15 protein-coding genes and 1 pseudogene are annotated in these 15448 nt (G+C 60.2%); 2 read left to right on the forward strand and 14 right to left on the reverse strand.

The annotated features are described in order from the left end of the window. Window positions 1-63: 63 nt before the first annotated feature. Together FFS13_RS00805 and FFS13_RS00810 are read right to left on the reverse strand one after the other, a co-directional pair. Window positions 64-786 (reverse strand): response regulator, encoded by a 723-nt coding sequence (locus FFS13_RS00805; RefSeq protein WP_137817230.1) that lies wholly within the window; start codon window positions 784-786, stop codon window positions 64-66. 215 nt (window positions 787-1001) lie between these two features. After that, window positions 1002-1466 carry a DUF3859 domain-containing protein gene (locus FFS13_RS00810; protein ID WP_137817231.1) on the reverse strand — a complete coding sequence of 155 codons (465 nt, stop codon included), beginning with the start codon at window positions 1464-1466 and terminating at the stop codon, window positions 1002-1004. Between the two features lie 301 nt (window positions 1467-1767). Between FFS13_RS00810 and FFS13_RS19925 the strand changes: the two are divergent. Then, window positions 1768-1858: pseudogene (locus FFS13_RS19925) on the forward strand (pirin family protein); the annotation flags it as partial. 101 nt (window positions 1859-1959) lie between these two features. Here FFS13_RS19925 and FFS13_RS00820 read toward each other — a convergent pair. The 5 genes from FFS13_RS00820 to FFS13_RS00840 all read right to left on the reverse strand — a co-directional run bounded on the left by FFS13_RS00820 (window position 1960) and on the right by FFS13_RS00840 (window position 7196). After that, a complete protein-coding gene (locus FFS13_RS00820; RefSeq protein ID WP_137817232.1) occupies window positions 1960-2739 on the reverse strand; it encodes a dienelactone hydrolase family protein in 780 nt (259 codons plus the stop codon). 238 nt (window positions 2740-2977) lie between these two features. Beyond that, window positions 2978-4876, reverse strand: a complete 1899-nt coding sequence (gene htpG / locus FFS13_RS00825; RefSeq protein WP_137817233.1) for a molecular chaperone HtpG — start codon at window positions 4874-4876, stop codon at window positions 2978-2980. Between the two features lie 93 nt (window positions 4877-4969). After that, window positions 4970-6226 carry an MFS transporter gene (locus FFS13_RS00830; protein WP_137817234.1) on the reverse strand — a complete coding sequence of 419 codons (1257 nt, stop codon included), beginning with the start codon at window positions 6224-6226 and terminating at the stop codon, window positions 4970-4972. A 50-nt stretch (window positions 6227-6276) separates the two neighbouring features. Then, window positions 6277-6723, reverse strand: a complete 447-nt coding sequence (locus FFS13_RS00835; RefSeq protein WP_137817235.1) for a PaaI family thioesterase — start codon at window positions 6721-6723, stop codon at window positions 6277-6279. After that, the gene (locus FFS13_RS00840; RefSeq protein WP_137817415.1) at window positions 6720-7196 is read right to left on the reverse strand and encodes a PaaI family thioesterase; all 477 of its coding nucleotides are present in this window, start codon (window positions 7194-7196) and stop codon (window positions 6720-6722) included. Before FFS13_RS00840 ends, FFS13_RS00835 begins: the two co-directional genes overlap by 4 nt. A gap of 194 nt (window positions 7197-7390) precedes the next feature. Between FFS13_RS00840 and FFS13_RS00845 the strand changes: the two genes are divergently transcribed. Then, complete coding sequence (locus FFS13_RS00845; RefSeq protein WP_137817236.1) at window positions 7391-7609, forward strand: hypothetical protein; 219 nt, start codon at window positions 7391-7393, stop codon at window positions 7607-7609. A gap of 59 nt (window positions 7610-7668) precedes the next feature. Here the strand turns inward: FFS13_RS00845 and FFS13_RS00850 are convergent, their stop codons facing one another. The 7 genes from FFS13_RS00850 to odhB all read right to left on the reverse strand — a co-directional run bounded on the left by FFS13_RS00850 (window position 7669) and on the right by odhB (window position 15421). After that, on the reverse strand, window positions 7669-8058 hold the full coding sequence (locus FFS13_RS00850; RefSeq protein WP_137817237.1) for an MAPEG family protein: 390 nt from the start codon (window positions 8056-8058) through the stop codon (window positions 7669-7671). Beyond that, window positions 8055-8789, reverse strand: a complete 735-nt coding sequence (locus tag FFS13_RS00855) for a DUF599 domain-containing protein (protein ID WP_137817238.1) — start codon at window positions 8787-8789, stop codon at window positions 8055-8057. Before FFS13_RS00855 ends, FFS13_RS00850 begins: the two co-directional genes overlap by 4 nt. Window positions 8790-8876: 87 nt before the next feature. Beyond that, on the reverse strand, window positions 8877-10190 hold the full coding sequence (gene brnQ, locus FFS13_RS00860) for a branched-chain amino acid transport system II carrier protein (RefSeq protein WP_137817239.1): 1314 nt from the start codon (window positions 10188-10190) through the stop codon (window positions 8877-8879). Between the two features lie 294 nt (window positions 10191-10484). Next, window positions 10485-11366, reverse strand: a complete 882-nt coding sequence (sucD, locus tag FFS13_RS00865; RefSeq protein WP_137817240.1) for a succinate--CoA ligase subunit alpha — start codon at window positions 11364-11366, stop codon at window positions 10485-10487. Further along, window positions 11366-12532, reverse strand: a complete 1167-nt coding sequence (sucC, locus tag FFS13_RS00870) for an ADP-forming succinate--CoA ligase subunit beta (RefSeq protein ID WP_119955370.1) — start codon at window positions 12530-12532, stop codon at window positions 11366-11368. The genes sucD and sucC overlap by 1 nt, the downstream gene beginning before the upstream one ends. 157 nt (window positions 12533-12689) lie before the next feature. Then, entirely contained in the window at window positions 12690-14126 is a 1437-nt protein-coding gene (gene lpdA / locus FFS13_RS00875; protein WP_137817241.1) for a dihydrolipoyl dehydrogenase, read from the reverse strand. Between the two features lie 65 nt (window positions 14127-14191). Continuing rightward, entirely contained in the window at window positions 14192-15421 is a 1230-nt protein-coding gene (odhB, locus tag FFS13_RS00880; protein ID WP_137817242.1) for a 2-oxoglutarate dehydrogenase complex dihydrolipoyllysine-residue succinyltransferase, read from the reverse strand. Window positions 15422-15448: the final 27 nt, after the last annotated feature.

Genomic DNA, 15448 nt, shown 5'->3' on the forward strand with positions numbered 1-15448 from the left:
GTTGGCCGCTGGCGCTCAAGCAGCCGAACAACCAGGCTGAAACAATTGAAACACTCGGCGCACCTAACGCTGAGGCCCGGGCACGCACATATAGCCCACCCCGCGCACGGTACGGATGATCTGCGGCTTGTCCGGGTCGGCTTCCAGCTTGCGCCGCAGGCGGGCGATGCGAATGTCGATGGAACGGTCAAACGGGTTCCAGTCGCGATTCTGGGTCAGATTGAGCAATTGATCGCGGGACAGCGGGCGGTTCGGCCGCTGGGCGAACGCCTGCAGCAGGTCGAATTCCATGACGGTCAAGGCGATCTCCGTGCCGTTTTCATCGAGTAACTGATGACTGTCCAGATCCAACTGGTAGCGCCCCAATTGCACACGATGGGCTGCCTTGCCGGCCTCCTGCTGCGCGGCCGGGGTGCGTTGATAGCGCCGCAGCACGGTCTTCAGCCGGGCCAATAGCTCGCGCGGATCGAAGGGCTTGGCCAGATAGTCGTCGGCCCCGACCTCCAGGCCGATGATGCGATCCAACGGGCTGCCCGCCCCCGAGATCATGATCACCGGCAGGTCATGCCGTTCACGCAGAAAGCGCGCCAGGCTGAGGCCATCCTCGCCCGGCAGGCCGACATCCAGCAGCACCACATCCGGCAGCTGGCTAGCCAGCTTTTCCCGCAGCTCGGCGCTGCTGCCCACGCTCTGCACGGCGTAGCCCTGGGCGCCGAGATAGTCTTCCAGCAATTGCCGCACCTCGGGCTCGTCATCCACCACCAGCACCTGAATGCTCTCGCTCATGCGCAAACCTCAAGCCGTCATCGGCAACGTCAACAGCATAGCCGCCCGCCCATCATGCGCCGTGCTGCTGGTCGCAGCCACAGCTCGGCTGAGGCCCAAAACTGCAACCTCAGGGTGCTAAATCCTGAGCTTTGCCCGCGCCACGGTCTTCCGTGAGGCCCATAAAAAAGCCCGAGCCGTATGCCGGCTCGGGCTGTGTTAAAGATCGGGGCTAATCAACGCACGTTAAAGCGTTGCTCCGCCAACAGACGGTCGCCCTGGAACACCATAAAGTGCCACTCGCCCGGCACGACTTCATGGTCCTCGGTGAACTCAAACGCCATCACGTCTTGCGGCGCGCCGACCACCAACTTTTGCACCAGTTCAAACTTGTCGTGCCGTTTGCCGTCCGGCGAAAGCATTCCGGGGGTGAAATACAGCAGGGTCAACGGCGTGTCGTCAGCCTGTTTGCCGCTCAGGCTGTAGCGCATGCCGAACTTGGTACCGAGCTTCGCGGGTATCACGTCGGTCTGTTTGATCTGCTGGTTGCTGCGCATCAGCACTCGCTCGCCGGGCTGCAGGTTCTGCGCGCTGCTCTCGAAAATGCCGTACTCGACCGGCCCTTCGACACGCACTTCGGCATTGGCCAAGCCGGCAAACAGCATCAGCGCAGCCAGCGCACTCAAACGGGTGTATTGCATATCACGCTCCTTGATTGGGATGCCGCGAGCCTATGACGCTGGCATGACAGGCTGATGACAGAGCCACTGCAACACTGGCGCCTGAGTACCACGAGCCAAGCTGCTGGCGATTATCTATAGATGCCCGCTGCACAAGCTGATGACCAGCATCGAAGTGAAAGTCGAGACCCGCTTGAATCAAAGTGCGCTGCCTCAATAAATCGACTTATCGCCTCAAGCGACTTATCCGGTACAGGGGTTATGCTCCTCGCAGAGCCCGTCGCGAGAGGCCACCATGCCCTGTCTTATGCTGATCCGCCCCCATATCGAGCGGACCTCCGGCCGAACTGTTTAAAAGCGGTTCGCGGCTGCATGGCTTGCAGATTTGGCTAGCGCTGCCGCGCGAACTGGAAGATTGAAACGACCTGCCCCTGACGGCCTGCGACCAGTCGTTGGCAAGCCTGCCCGACACGCGAGGTGATGTGGCAGGCCTGCCAAGCGGTACTCGCCACGGCTACTGCGCGGCAAACACCTCATCGAACAGATCGTTCATCGCCTTGAAGGCGCGGGCAGCCACCAACGGGTGGTACTGGTTGCGTCCCGGCACATTGGCCAGCGGGTTGCTGAAGGAATGCACCGCCCCACCATAGCTGACCAGTTGCCAGTCGGTTTTCGCCGCTTTCATCTCGGCGACAAAGCCATCGACCTGCGCCTGCGGTACCGCCGGATCGTTCGCACCATGCAACACCAGCACCGGCGCCTTGATGTTCTGCGCATCCGCCGGATTCGGCGTATCCAGGTTGCCATGGAAGGACACGAAGCCTTTTAACGGCGCGCCGGAGCGGGCCAACTCCAGCACCGAGCCACCACCGAAACAGAAGCCAATGGCCCCCAGCTTGCTAGTATCGACCTGCGTCGTCTGCGCTTTCAGCACCTCGACCGCGGCCTGGGCGCGCTTGCGCATCATGGCCCGATCCGCCTTTACCGCATCGGCCGCGGCTTTCGCTTCATCCGGGTTCGACGGACGCACCGCCTTGCCGTACATATCCGCCACAAACACCACGTACTTGTCCCCTGCGGCGCGAGCGGCCATCTTCGCCGAATCCTCGGTCACACCGAGCCAATCGGGCACCATCAACAACCCCGGACGTGGACCAGTCACGGCATTGTCATAGATCAACATGCCTTCGAAGGCTTTGCCGTCGATCTCGTAAGGCACCGCCTTGGTGACCACAGAGGCCTCGGCAAGGCCGACCAAGCCAACCAACGCCAGGGGTATAAGTGACTTTTTCATCGACCGTACTCCCGTTGAGTGAATAGCCATTCAACAATAGCCCCCAGGCATCGAACAGCCCAAAAAAAGCCCGCAGTTAGCGCAATGCTGTTCAGTTAAGAAAAAACGCCGCTTATTCCTTACCGGAAAGCGGCGTTTTTTCTAGGCTTCACCTTGTAGCTGGAGGCAAAAGTTGCCGGCCTACAGCTTAAGTGAACAGCATTGCCGCCATGTGCGGGCTTTTTCTTGACGTCGAGTGTCAGGCAGAGAGTTCCACCAGCAGCTTGTTCAGCCGGCGCACATAGGCCGCTGGGTCTTTCAGGCTATCGCCAGCCGCCAAGGCAGCCTGATCGAAGAGGATGTGCGACAAATCGCCAAAACGCTCTTCGCTCTGCTCGGCATCCAGCTTCTCGATCAGCGGATGCGCCGGGTTGAACTCGAAGATCGGCTTCGAGTCCGGCACCTTCTGCCCACTGGCTTCGAGGATCTGGCGCATCTGCAGGCCGAGATCCTGTTCGCCTATGGCCAGAATCGCCGGGGAGTCGGTCAGGCGATGGGAAACCCGCACCTCACTGACTTGGCTGCCCAATGCAGTTTTCAAGCGCTCGACCAGACCTTCTTTGGCCTTGGCGGCCTCTTCCTGGGTTTTCTTGTCTTCTTCCGAATCCAATTTACCCAGGTCCAGATCGCCACGGGCGACGTCGACGAAGTGCTTACCGTCGAACTCGGTGAGGTAGCTCATCAGCCACTCGTCGATACGGTCGGTGAGCAGCAACACTTCGATGCCTTTCTTGCGGAAGACTTCCAGGTGCGGGCTGTTCTTCACCTGGGCGTAGCTTTCGCCGGTCAGGTAGTAAATCTTGTCCTGACCCTCTTTGACGCGACCGAGGTAGTCGGCCAGGGCGACGCTTGGCTCGCCACTGTCATCGCTGGTGGAGGCGAAACGCAGCAGGCCGGCGATCTTCTCCTTGTTGGCGAAGTCTTCCGCCGGGCCTTCCTTGATCACCTGGCCGAAGTTCTTCCAGAAGCCTTTGTATTGCTCGGGCTCGTTCTTCGCCAGCTTCTCGAGCATGTCCAGCGCACGCTTGGTCAGCGCCGACTTCATCGAGTCGATCACCGGGTCCTTCTGCAGGATCTCGCGGGAAATGTTCAGCGACAGGTCGTTGGAATCGACCACGCCCTTGATGAAGCGCAGGTACAGCGGCAGGAATTCGTCGGCCTGATCCATGATGAAGACACGCTGCACATACAGCTTCAAGCCGTGCGGCGCTTCGCGCTGGTACAGATCGAAGGGCGCGCGCCCCGGCACATACAAGAGCGAGGTGTATTCCAGCTTGCCTTCGACCTTGTTGTGGCTCCAGCCCAGCGGGTTCTCGAAATCGTGGGCGACGTGCTTGTAGAACTCCTGGTATTCCTCGTCCTTCACCTCGCTGCGCGGGCGAGTCCACAGCGCGCTGGCGCGGTTGACGGTTTCCCACTCAAGCTCGGTCGGGGTCTCTTCGCCATGCTGCTCTTTCGGTAGCTCGATCGGCAGGGCGATATGGTCGGAGTACTTCTTGATGATATTGCGCAAGCGCCAGCCGTCGGCGAACTCTGTTTCACCACTCTTCAGGTGCAGCACGATGCGCGTACCGCGCTCGGGCTTGTCGATGCTGGCGACACTGAATTCACCCTCGCCATGGGACTCCCAATGCACGCCCTCGCTGGCCGGCAGGCCGGCGCGGCGCGTGAAGACATCCACCCGGTCGGCAACGATAAAGGCCGAGTAGAAACCCACGCCGAACTGGCCGATCAGGTGCGAATCCTTCTTCTGATCGCCCGACAGATGCTTCATGAAGTCGGCGGTGCCGGACTTGGCGATGGTGCCCAGATGCGTGACCGCATCCTCGCGGCTCATGCCGATGCCGTTGTCTTCGAGGGTGACGGTATTGGCGTCTTTATCGAAGCTGACCCGGATCTTCAGCGGATCACCGCCTTCCAGCAGGTCCGGCTTGGCCAGGGCCTCGAAGCGCAGCTTGTCGGCCGCATCGGAGGCGTTGGAGATCAATTCGCGAAGGAAGATTTCCTTGTTGGAATACAGCGAATGGATCATCAGGTGAAGCAGTTGCTTCACCTCGGTCTGGAAGCCCAGGGTTTCTTTTTGAGTTTCCACACTCATGGTCGTCTAACTCCACTCAGCTGGCATAAGCCGCAATAGCGGCGGATGTCATGCAGATGGGGGCAACGACAGCGATTTCAAGTGCTTAACCAATCAGGGTTCGAGCAGTTCAATCGTCTTGATCGCTTCCGGCCGCACGGCAAAGCTGGCCTCGCCCTGCCCACTCAGATTGCGCCGGATGGCGATGCGGCCGTCCGGGTTAATGCCGGTGAAACGACCTTCGGCCTGGCTGCCGCGCTCAGTCACGATCCGCATGTTCAAATTCTGATAACGACTCGGGCTGCTTTGCAGGCGCGGCAAGCTGAAACCCAAACGCCGATCGGGTGGACGACCGGCCTGCTCCGAGGCGGGCATTGGCTTCCCCGTCACGGCCTGGCGGCTGCCAACGCTAGCCGCCGATGCTGCTGGCAGGGGCGAAAAATGGTCCCCTTGCACCACCCAGCCCCGCGCTTGGCTTTTTTCCAGCCGCAAAGGCACATGTTGAGGCTGGCCATTGACCTGCGCATCGACTTCCAGCTCCACACTAGTGGCCGGCAAAGTCACCGCTGGCAAGCTGGCCAACTGCACCACTCGAGTCGCAAAGCGGCGTTTCAGGTAGTCCTCGATCACGTAGGCCAGGGTATCGCGCGAATCGAAACGGGTATCGACTTTAGCGTCCAGGTAACGCAGACGATCGCTGAACAACTCGACCTTACCGCTCAAGGTGGTCTTGAACTGCGGCGGTAAGACCAAGTGGAAGTCGCCCACCAGCTTGTTCGGCGCCAGGGGTTTGAGATTCAGATGCAGGGTGTAGCCGTGGGTCAGGCGGCGCGCCTCGGGTAGCTCCTGCTCGGGCAGCAACCAGCTGACCTGCACTTCCGGTAACGAGCCGCGATCCTGCGGTAGCACGTCCACCCGCACGGCACCGCTGGCTGGTTGCGGCAAACGGATGCTGATTTCGCGGCTGGCGAAAAAGTCTTGCCCCTCACGCAGGCTCAAGCTGCCGTCAATCAACTCGCCTTGCTGCGGGGCAAACGGCTGGCCATTCAGCTCGCCACGCAAGTGAATGGCCAACTCGGCCGGCACCGGTGCCTCAGGCTTAAGCCAATTCAGGCTGAGAATGGCTTCCAGCCGCTGCGCATCGTGATTGGCGAGCAAGGTCAAACCGACCACCAGGGGAATAAAGCCCAGCGCGCTCAGCACTACCGCTTTGCGCGCGATACGCCAGTAACGCAGCACATACACTAGGGTAAGCGGCGGCAGCAGACTGCCCAAGCCCCAGAGCAGGCTGGTACCAAAGGCCAGCATGACCAGCCAGACCAGACCGACCAGAATCAGCAGCAAGCCACCGAGGATCAGCAACGCATCCATCCAGAATTCCTTATTCTTGAACCGCACTCGGCCTGCGCTAACCGCGCAGCTTAAGGCTCGTCGACCTTGAAGTGGGCGCGGGCGGTGGCAATCGGCTCGGCTTGAGTAGTCTGCCAGGCCGTAATGGCGACGTTGGCGACGCGGCGGCCCTGGCGCCACACCTGGCATTGGGCATAAGTGTCACGATAATGGCCGGCACGCAGGTAATCTATCGAGAAGTCGATGATTTTCGGCAAATGTGGAATACCCATGAACATCAGCAGATGGAGCATGGCGCCATGCTCCATAAAGCCGGCGATCACCCCGCCATGCAGTGCGGGCAGCAGCGGGTTGCCGATGTTGTCCTTGTTCGCCGGCAACCGAAAGACCACGTCATCGCCTAGCCGTACACACTCGATACCGAGCAACTTGGCATAGGGAATCAGGCTGAGCAGCCCGTCGTAGTCATTCTTCTCATGCGCTTCGCGCACCAATTGGTTGAGGCTCAGGCTGCTCATGCGGCACCGCCTTGCATATCCCGATTGAACTCTTTTCCACCTTGGGCGCCCTTGCCCATGCGCATGAAGGTCCCGACCACATGGGCGATCGGCTGCTGCGGGTCGTCCTGATAAGCGAAACCACGGGTAAAGATGATGTTCGGCGTCACTCGGTAGCATTCGGCGACGCCATAGACATCCTTGTTCGGTTCGGCCGGGCGCATATAGTCGATACGCAGGTCGAGGGTCGGGCACACCTCGAATTCCGGCAGCACGCAGACAATAGAAATACCGCAGGTGGTGTCCATCAGCGTGGTGATGGCGCCACCATGGATCACGCCAGTTTCCGGATTGCCAATGATTTGCGTGCTGTAGGGCAGGCGCAGGGTCAAGCGCTGGCTGTCCGCAGCATGCACGCTCATTGCGAGCACCTGGCAATGGCGCAAGGCCGAGAGAAAGCGCTGGGCGCGCTCAAAAATGGGGTTTTCCGGCATGACAGCAACCTGGACGAGGAACATGGCAAAGAGCCGCATGATACCCTGCCCCCGTCTGAGCTTCAGCCTCGGACTACGCAGATATCCGTCGGCATGTGCATGTTCGTGCGATTCTTCTAGGCTCAGTGGAACTTAATGTAAAACCTGAAGTTCAAAGTGCTATCAACGAAGAAAGCCACAATGGAGGCTCAAAGATGAAAAACACCCTGTCCCTTGCCCTGCTCCTGGCCGCCAGCCTTGGTCTTGCTGCCTGCGATAAGAAGGAGGAAGACAAAGTCCAGGCCCCGGCAGCTCCGGCAACTGAAACCATGCCGAGCGCACCCGCCCCGGAAGCCACCACGCCGCAGCCGAGCACACCTGCTCCGGCCGCTCCAGCCACCGCACCGGAAGAACAACCGGCGGAAAGCCAGTAAGGATTAGCGCCTCCTGGAAAGCACAAGGCCCGCAGTTGCGGGCCTTGTGCTTTCTGCTCTCAGAGCGCCGGGCTGAGCATCAGCAGCAGGCAGCAGAGCAGGCCGACCACCCAGACCAGGCTGCGCAACTGGTGCTTGTCGTTCCAGTAGAGGAACAGGTACAGCACTCGCGAGACGACGAAGAGCACCGCCAGCAGGTCCACCAGATGGCCATGGGTCTGGGTGACATGGGCCATCAGCACGCCGGCGGCGAAAAGCGGGAATATCTCGATGCTGTTCTGATGCGCGGCCAGGGCCCGCGCGCCGAAGCCACTCAGTCGCGCCTGCTGGGCTCGCGGGTGACGGTTGTCATAGCCACCGCCCTCTTCCTTCATCGCCTTGGCGACCGGGATCTTGGCCACAAAGATCAGCACGGCACTGATAAACACACACCAAAACGGCAGACTCATTCGTTCCTCTCCTTGGCCGGTTCAACTACCGGGGTTGGAGTGTAAACCATCACTTCCAACACATCGGAATGAAACTCGCGGCGGTACAACACCAGCACCACACCAGTGGTGACCAACATGAAGAACCAGGGATTGATGAACCAGGCCAGGGTCGCCATGCCGAAATAATAGGCACGCAGGCCAAGGTTGAACTGGTTGGCGGCCATCGAGATCACCCGCGCAGCCCGCTCGGCGAACGCCTTGCGCTCCGGCTCGGTCACGTGCCGCTCGCCTATCATTGGCGCAGAGCCGATCAGCACCGCGGCAAAGTTGTACTGGCGCATGCACCAACTGAAGGTGAAGAACGCGTAGACGAACACCAGCGCCAGACAGAGCAGCTTGATCTCCGAGACCCCACGGCTGACCGGCTCGACCAGGGGCAGATCCGCCAACAGCGACACCGCACGATCGGATGAGCCCAGCACGGTGAGAATACCGGCCAGGATAATCAGGGTGCTGGAGGCGAAGAACGAGGCGTTGCGCTCGAGGTTACCGATCACACTGGCGTCGGCGATGCGATTGTCGCGCAGCAACAAGCGGCGCATCCAGTCTTCCCGATAAAGGTGCAGCACGCTGGCCAGACACGGGGTATCGCGGCCCTTCCAAATGGCGTAACGCGTGTAACCACCCCAGCAGATGACGAACCAGAGGACGGCAAGCACATGCGCTAGAGAACTCTCGGTGATGAACATGCAAACTCCTTGTGAATCCGCCGCGATTATAGCCAGCCGAAGCTTTCGCCAGGCCGCCCGAAGGCGGCCTTTTCACCAACACCAGGCTTAAACCAGCACCTCGCCGCGCCCGCCCAGCAAACGATCGAGCAACGTGGCCACGGCTAAGGTGAACAGCGCCGGTACCAACCAGGCCAAACCTTGCTCGGCGAGCGGCAAATGCGCCAACCACGCGGGCAGCCACTGATCCAAACCGGCGGCCTTGACGCCATCGACGATGCCTAACAGCAACGCGACCACCATCACCGGGGCGATGACACGACTCGAGGCGTGCCAAAACTCGCGACAGAAACTCAACGCCACCAAGACGATGCACGGCGGATAGATCGCCGTCAGCACGGGCACCGAAACCTGGATCAACAGGGTCAAGCCCAGATTCGATACCAGCAGCGAGAAACCCGCCAATAAAATCACCAGGGTGCGGTAGGACAGCGGCAACACCCCGCTGAAGTACTCGGCACAAGCACAGGTCAGACCGACCGCCGTCACCAAACATGCCAGCGAGATCAGCGCGGCCAGGAACACACTGCCCAACGAACCGAAGGTGTGTTGCACATAGGCGTGCAGCACCGCCGCACCGTTACTGGCGCCAGCCGCGATGGCATGACTGCCGGCACCGAGGCGGAACAAACTGATATACACCAACGCCAGACCCAACCCGGCAATCAGCCCGGCGATCACCGCGTAACGGGTAATCAGCCGCGGCGACTCCACCCCACGGGAGCGAATCGCATTGACGATGACGATGCCAAACACCAGCGCCCCCAGGGTATCCATGGTCAGATAACCATTGATAAAGCCTTGGGAGAACGGCGCCGCCACATAGGCCGGCTCAGGCGTACCTATGCTGCCCGCCGGTAGGGCAAAGGCCGCGATACCTAGCATGGCCAAGGCCATGATCTTCAGCGGCGCGAGGAAGCACCCTACCGTATCCAGCAGCCGCCCAGGGTAAAGCGCGACCCAGAACACGATGAGGAAATACACCAGGCTGTAAGCGAACAGCGCCAGCGGACTGTTGCCGGTCAGAGGCGCCAAACCGATTTCGAAGGACACCGTCGCGGTGCGCGGTGTCGCGAACAGCGGCCCGACCGCGAGATAACAGACCGCGGCCAGTATGCCACTGGCCAGCCGGCCAATCGGACTGCTGAGTTCATCCATGGCCCCACCGACCTTGGCCAGCGCCACAATGGTGATAACGGGCAGACCGACTGCGGTGACCAGAAAGCCCAATGCCGCCATCCACAGGTGCGGACCGGACTGCAAACCAACGATGGGCGGGAAGATGATGTTGCCGGCCCCGACAAACAGGGCAAACGTCATAAAACCAAGTGCCAGAATGTCCTGGCCTTTCAACACTTTCATTGAGGGAAGTACCACATTGCTAAATCTGAATTTGCACAGGGTTTCCCTGCGAGGGCGAGGGAAACGTGGCCTGTCCGGATAGGACAGAGCCCCTAAGCGCCGTACCCCTTATGGGGCCGAACACGAAAATATAGTTGCCAGCCTAACTAACTCATCTTCACCAAGCACTGACGCCGGTCGGACTGTCCGTCGCACGGAACGTGCTTGTCGCGTCCATGACGGATTCGCGTCCGCATAGAAAGCACAGAGGCCACCCGAAGGCAGCCTCTGTTTTACTCGCCAGTCAGCCGAAGCTTACTTAACGTTCCAGCCAGTCAGTTCGGCCAAGGCCTTACCGATGTCAGCCAGCGAACGCACGGTTTTTACACCCGCGTCCTGCAGCGCTGCGAATTTCTCGTCAGCGGTGCCTTTACCACCAGAGATGATGGCGCCAGCGTGGCCCATGCGCTTGCCCGGAGGAGCAGTCACACCGGCGATGTAGGACACCACCGGCTTGGTCACGTGGGCTTTGATGTAAGCCGCGGCTTCTTCCTCGGCGGAACCACCGATCTCACCGATCATCACGATCGCTTCGGTCTTCGGGTCTTCCTGGAACAGCTTGAGGATGTCGATGAAGTTGGAGCCCGGAATCGGGTCACCACCGATGCCCACGCAAGTGGACTGGCCGAAGCCGGCGTCAGTGGTCTGCTTCACGGCTTCGTAAGTCAGGGTGCCGGAACGCGAGACGATGCCGACTTTGCCTGGCAGGTGAATGTGACCAGGCATGATGCCAATCTTGCATTCGCCGGGAGTGATCACGCCTGGGCAGTTCGGCCCGATCAGGACTACGCCCAGCTCGTCGCACTTGACCTTGGCTTCCAGCATATCGATGGTCGCGATGCCTTCGGTGATGCAGACGATCAGCTTGATACCAGCGAACGCCGCCTCAAGGATGGAGTCCTTGCAGAACGGCGCCGGAACGTAGATCACGCTGGCAGTCGCGCCAGTTTGCTCTACCGCTTCCTTGACGGTGTTGAACACCGGCAGACCCAGGTGAGTGGTGCCGCCTTTGCCCGGAGTCACGCCGCCAACCATCTTGGTGCCGTAGGCGATGGCCTGTTCGGAGTGGAAAGTACCTTGCGAGCCGGTGAAGCCCTGGCAGATTACTTTGGTGTCTTTATTGATCAGGACGCTCATTACTTGCCCTCCGCAGCTTTAACGACTTGCTGAGCAGCGTCGGTCAGGCTGGTTGCCGCGATGATGTTCAAGCCACTTTCAGCCAGTACTTTGGCGCCCAGTTCGGCGTTGTTGCCTTCGAGGCGAACCACGACCGGAATCTTCACGCCGACTTCCTTCACTGCACCGATGATGCCTTCGGCAATCATGTCGCAACGAACGATGCCGCCGAAGATGTTCACCAGAACGGCCGCTACGTTGGTATCGGAGAGGATGATCTTGAACGCTTCGGTTACGCGCTCTTTGGTCGCACCGCCGCCAACGTCGAGGAAGTTGGCCGGCTTGCCGCCGTGCAGATTGACGATGTCCATGGTGCCCATGGCCAGGCCAGCACCGTTGACCATGCAACCGATGTTGCCTTCCAGCGCTACGTAGTTCAGTTCGAACTTGGCTGCGTGAGCTTCGCGCGGGTCGTCTTGCGACGGGTCGTGCATGGCGCGCAGTTTTGGCTGGCGATACATCGCGTTGCTGTCGATGTTGATCTTGGCGTCCAGGCAATGCAGGTTGCCGTCAGCCTTGATTACCAGCGGGTTCACTTCCAGCAGTGCCAGGTCGTAGTCCTGGAACAGCTTGGCCAGACCCACGAAAATGTGGGTGAACTGCTTGACTTGGTCGCCTTGCAGACCCAGTTGGAACGCCAGTTCGCGGCCTTGGAACGGCTGAGCGCCAACCAGCGGATCGATAGTGGCTTTGAGAATTTTCTCAGGGGTATCGTGAGCGATTTTCTCGATGTCCACACCACCTTCGGTGGAGGCCATGAACACGATGCGACGGCTCGAGCGGTCGACTACCGCGCCCAGATACAGTTCTTTGGCGATATCGGTGCAGGACTCAACCAGGATCTGGTTGACCGGCTGACCATTGGCATCAGTCTGGTAGGTCACCAGACGCTTGCCCAGCCACTGCTGAGCAAAAGCCTTGGCGTCTTCTTTGCTGCGAACCAGCTTCACACCACCGGCCTTACCGCGACCACCCGCGTGGACCTGGGCTTTAACCACCCATTCAGTACCACCGATCTTGTCGCAGGCTTCTGCAGCCGCTTCCGGGGTGTTTACTGCAAAGCCTTTGGATACGGGCAGGCCGTACTCAGCGAACAGTTGCTTACCCTGATACTCGTGAAGATTCATGCTTATCTACCGTCTTCGTTAGGTATTGCGCATCGGCGCTGCGTATTAGGTGCCGCGCCACCTGTGGCTGCCCCTCAGGGAACAGCCCGCCGGGCGTTCCGCGGTGAATCTTCCGAAGAAGACTCACGACGGGCAGCTCGGCGTGGTTCTTGTTGTCTTAGCGTTTCTTGCGGTTGGCGATGTGAATGGCGTGGCCATTCACGGCCAGGGCCGCTTCGTGCAGCGCTTCGGACATGGTCGGGTGGGAGAAAACCATCATCCCGAGGTCTTCGGCGCTGGTGCCGAACTCCATACCGATGGCACCCTGCTGAACCAGTTCGGCTGCGGCTGGGCCAATCACGTGTACGCCCAATACGCGGTCAGTCTTGGCATCGGCGATGACTTTGACAAAACCGGCGGTGTCATTGGCAGCCATGGCACGGCCACTGGCGGCGAACGGGAAGGTACCGACGTTGACCGCAACGCCTTCGGCCTTGAGCACCTGCTCGGTCTTACCGACCCAGGCGATTTCCGGGTGGGTATAGATCACGGACGGGATCAGGTCGTAGTTCATCTGCGCTTTGTGGCCGGCGATACGCTCGGCAACCATCACGCCCTCTTCCGAGGCCTTGTGCGCCAGCATCGCGCCGCGCACCACGTCACCGATGGCGTAGACGCCCGGCACGCTGGTGGCGCAATAGTCGTCGACGAAGATGAAACCACGCTCGTCCAGGTTGACACCGCTGTCGGCGGCCAACAGATCGGTGGTCACCGGGCGACGGCCGACCGACACGATCAGCTTGTCGAACACCATCTTCTGCTCGCCTTCGGCGTCGGTGAAGTTGACCGTGACCTGCTTCTTCTTCACTTCCGAACCGGTCACACGGGCGCCCAGACGGATGTTTAGACCTTGCTTGCTGAGAATCTTCAACGCCTCTTTGGCGACCTGATCGTCGGCAGCCGGGAGGAACTTGTCCAAGGCTTCCAACACTGTGACTTCGGCACCCAGACGAGCCCATACCGAGCCCAGTTCGAGGCCGATCACGCCGGCACCAATCACGCCCAACTTCTTCGGTACCGCCTGGAAATCCAGGGCGCCGGTAGAATCGACGATGGTGTCGTGATTCACCAAGGCCGGTGGAATGTCGATCGGCTTGGAGCCGGACGCCAGGATCACGTTGGTGGCTTCGACCACTTGAGTGGTGCCGTCGCCCGCAGTGACTTCCACTTGCTTGTTCGCCAGCAGCTTGCCGTGGCCTTCCAGCAGGGTCACGCCGTTAGCCTTGAACAGCGTGCTGACGCCGCCAGTCAGGTTCTTCACGATGCCGTTTTTACGCGCGACCATGGCCGGTACGTCGATAGTGACACCCTTGGCCTCGATCCCGTGAATCGCAAAGCCGGCATGGGCCTCGTGGTATTTATAGGAGCTGTCGAGCAGCGCCTTGGACGGAATGCAGCCGACGTTCAGGCAGGTACCACCGAGGGCGATCTTGCCCTCTTTGTCCTGGTACTTCTCGATACAGGCGGTCTTCAGACCAAGTTGAGCGGCTTTGATGGCGGCCACATAGCCCCCTGGGCCAGCACCAATCACTACCACGTCGAATTTCTGGGTCATAACTCATTCCTTCTCGGATGAAACCGGACGGCCCCGCGTGGGGACCGCCGTGATCAGACAACGGATCAAATATCCAGCAGCAGGCGTGCCGGATCTTCCAGCAGATCCTTGATGGCGACCAGGAAGGTTACCGCTTCCTTGCCGTCGATCAGACGGTGATCATAGGACAGGGCCAGATACATCATCGGCAGAATCACTACCTGACCATTCACCGCCATCGGCCGCTCCTGGATCTTGTGCATGCCCAGGATCGCGGTTTGCGGTGGGTTGACGATCGGCGTCGACAGCAGCGAACCGAACACACCACCGTTGGAGATGGTGAAGGTACCGCCAGTCATGTCTTCGATGGTCAGCTTGCCGTCTTTGGCCTTCTTGCCGTAGCCGGCGATAGTGCCTTCGATTTCGGCCAGGCTCATCAGTTCAGCGTTACGCAGAACCGGTACCACCAGACCGCGATCGCTGGACACCGCAACACCGACATCGGCGTAGCCGTGATAGACGATGTCGCCGCCGTCGATGGAAGCGTTCACGCCCGGGTAGCGTTTGAGCGCTTCGGTCGCGGCCTTAACGAAGAAGGACATGAAGCCCAGGCGTACGCCGTTGTGGGTCTTCTCGAACAGATCCTTGTACTTCGAGCGCAGGTCCATGACCGGCTTCATGTTGATTTCGTTGAAGGTGGTCAACATCGCCATGGACGATTGCGCTTCGACCAGACGCTCGGCGACCTTGGTACGCAGACGGGTCATAGGTACGCGCTTCTCGACCCGATCACCGACAGCAAAAACCGGGGCCGCTGCAGCCGGGGCAGCCGGTTTGGCCGCAGGAGCCGCAACCGCCGGAGCGGATTTCTTCGCCTCGATGGCCGCGACCACGTCTTCCTTGGTCACCCGACCGCCCTTGCCGCTGGCGGCGATGCGATTGACGTCGATGCCGTTCTCTTCGGCCAGCTTGCGCGCGGCCGGCGATAGGATCAGGTCTTCGCTGGCAGCGGCCGGAGCAGCAGCTTGGGCCGCAGGTGCCGAGACAGGCGCAGCAGCAACTGGAGCGGCAGCAGCGCCGCCTGCTTCGATAGTGCCCAGCAATTCATCGGAAAGAACTGTGTCACCTTCGTTCTTGACGATGCTGCCCAGAACGCCGTCGGCGGTAGCCAGAACTTCCAGGACGACCTTGTCGGTTTCGATGTCGACGATCAGGTCGTCACGCTTGACCGCGTCGCCCGGCTTCTTGTGCCAAGTTGCAACGGTGCCGTCGGCAACCGATTCCGGGAAAGTAGGGGCTTTGATCTCGATAGCCATTATGTACGGGTCCTTAAATTCGGTTTC

This window comes from Pseudomonas sp. 2FG (assembly GCF_005502935.1).
Classification (GTDB): Bacteria; Pseudomonadota; Gammaproteobacteria; order Pseudomonadales; family Pseudomonadaceae; genus Aquipseudomonas.

What these genes read in the sequence shown, in the direction of transcription:
- FFS13_RS00805 (WP_137817230.1), bottom strand. Translation starts at nt 786, where the DNA reads ATGAGCGAGAGCATTCAGGTGCTGGTGGTGGATGACGAGCCCGAGGTG.
- FFS13_RS00810 (WP_137817231.1), bottom strand. Translation starts at nt 1,466, where the DNA reads ATGCAATACACCCGTTTGAGTGCGCTGGCTGCGCTGATGCTGTTTGCC.
- FFS13_RS00820 (WP_137817232.1), bottom strand. Translation starts at nt 2,739, where the DNA reads ATGAAAAAGTCACTTATACCCCTGGCGTTGGTTGGCTTGGTCGGCCTT.
- htpG (WP_137817233.1), bottom strand. Translation starts at nt 4,876, where the DNA reads ATGAGTGTGGAAACTCAAAAAGAAACCCTGGGCTTCCAGACCGAGGTG.
- FFS13_RS00830 (WP_137817234.1), bottom strand. Translation starts at nt 6,226, where the DNA reads ATGGATGCGTTGCTGATCCTCGGTGGCTTGCTGCTGATTCTGGTCGGT.
- FFS13_RS00835 (WP_137817235.1), bottom strand. Translation starts at nt 6,723, where the DNA reads ATGAGCAGCCTGAGCCTCAACCAATTGGTGCGCGAAGCGCATGAGAAG.
- FFS13_RS00840 (WP_137817415.1), bottom strand. Translation starts at nt 7,196, where the DNA reads ATGCCGGAAAACCCCATTTTTGAGCGCGCCCAGCGCTTTCTCTCGGCC.
- FFS13_RS00845 (WP_137817236.1), top strand. Translation starts at nt 7,391, where the DNA reads ATGAAAAACACCCTGTCCCTTGCCCTGCTCCTGGCCGCCAGCCTTGGT.
- FFS13_RS00850 (WP_137817237.1), bottom strand. Translation starts at nt 8,058, where the DNA reads ATGAGTCTGCCGTTTTGGTGTGTGTTTATCAGTGCCGTGCTGATCTTT.
- FFS13_RS00855 (WP_137817238.1), bottom strand. Translation starts at nt 8,789, where the DNA reads ATGTTCATCACCGAGAGTTCTCTAGCGCATGTGCTTGCCGTCCTCTGG.
- brnQ (WP_137817239.1), bottom strand. Translation starts at nt 10,190, where the DNA reads ATGAAAGTGTTGAAAGGCCAGGACATTCTGGCACTTGGTTTTATGACG.
- sucD (WP_137817240.1), bottom strand. Translation starts at nt 11,366, where the DNA reads ATGAGCGTCCTGATCAATAAAGACACCAAAGTAATCTGCCAGGGCTTC.
- sucC (WP_119955370.1), bottom strand. Translation starts at nt 12,532, where the DNA reads ATGAATCTTCACGAGTATCAGGGTAAGCAACTGTTCGCTGAGTACGGC.
- lpdA (WP_137817241.1), bottom strand. Translation starts at nt 14,126, where the DNA reads ATGACCCAGAAATTCGACGTGGTAGTGATTGGTGCTGGCCCAGGGGGC.
- odhB (WP_137817242.1), bottom strand. Translation starts at nt 15,421, where the DNA reads ATGGCTATCGAGATCAAAGCCCCTACTTTCCCGGAATCGGTTGCCGAC.